Source organism: Tolypothrix sp. VBCCA 56010 (assembly GCF_050875635.1).
In the GTDB taxonomy this organism is placed as follows: Bacteria; Cyanobacteriota; Cyanobacteriia; order Cyanobacteriales; family Nostocaceae; genus Hassallia.
On the sequence record NZ_JBPAOH010000617.1, the window covers coordinates 1 to 201 of the forward strand.

A 201-nucleotide genomic window follows, 5' to 3' on the forward strand; every position below is an offset into this window, starting at 1 on the left:
TCCTAGTCTTGCTGGTTCAATATTTGCTGAATAAAAAGTATCATCTACTACAAAATTTTTTAGCGATCGCCCTGAGGAGAAAACTTTTTGGTTTACTGACTTTCTTTTAGTATCATTCCTATTTGATGAAATAAATCGTTGATTAGCATCGAAATATTGTGTAATCGTCGTAACATCGTAATTTTTCTAACATATCTGGTA

Annotated in this window: 1 pseudogene; it reads right to left on the reverse strand. The window is 31.3% G+C overall.

Features of this window, described 5'->3' with window-relative positions:
• Positions 1-101 precede the first annotated feature (101 nt).
• Positions 102-201: pseudogene (locus AABK37_RS42525) on the reverse strand (IS982 family transposase); the annotation flags it as partial.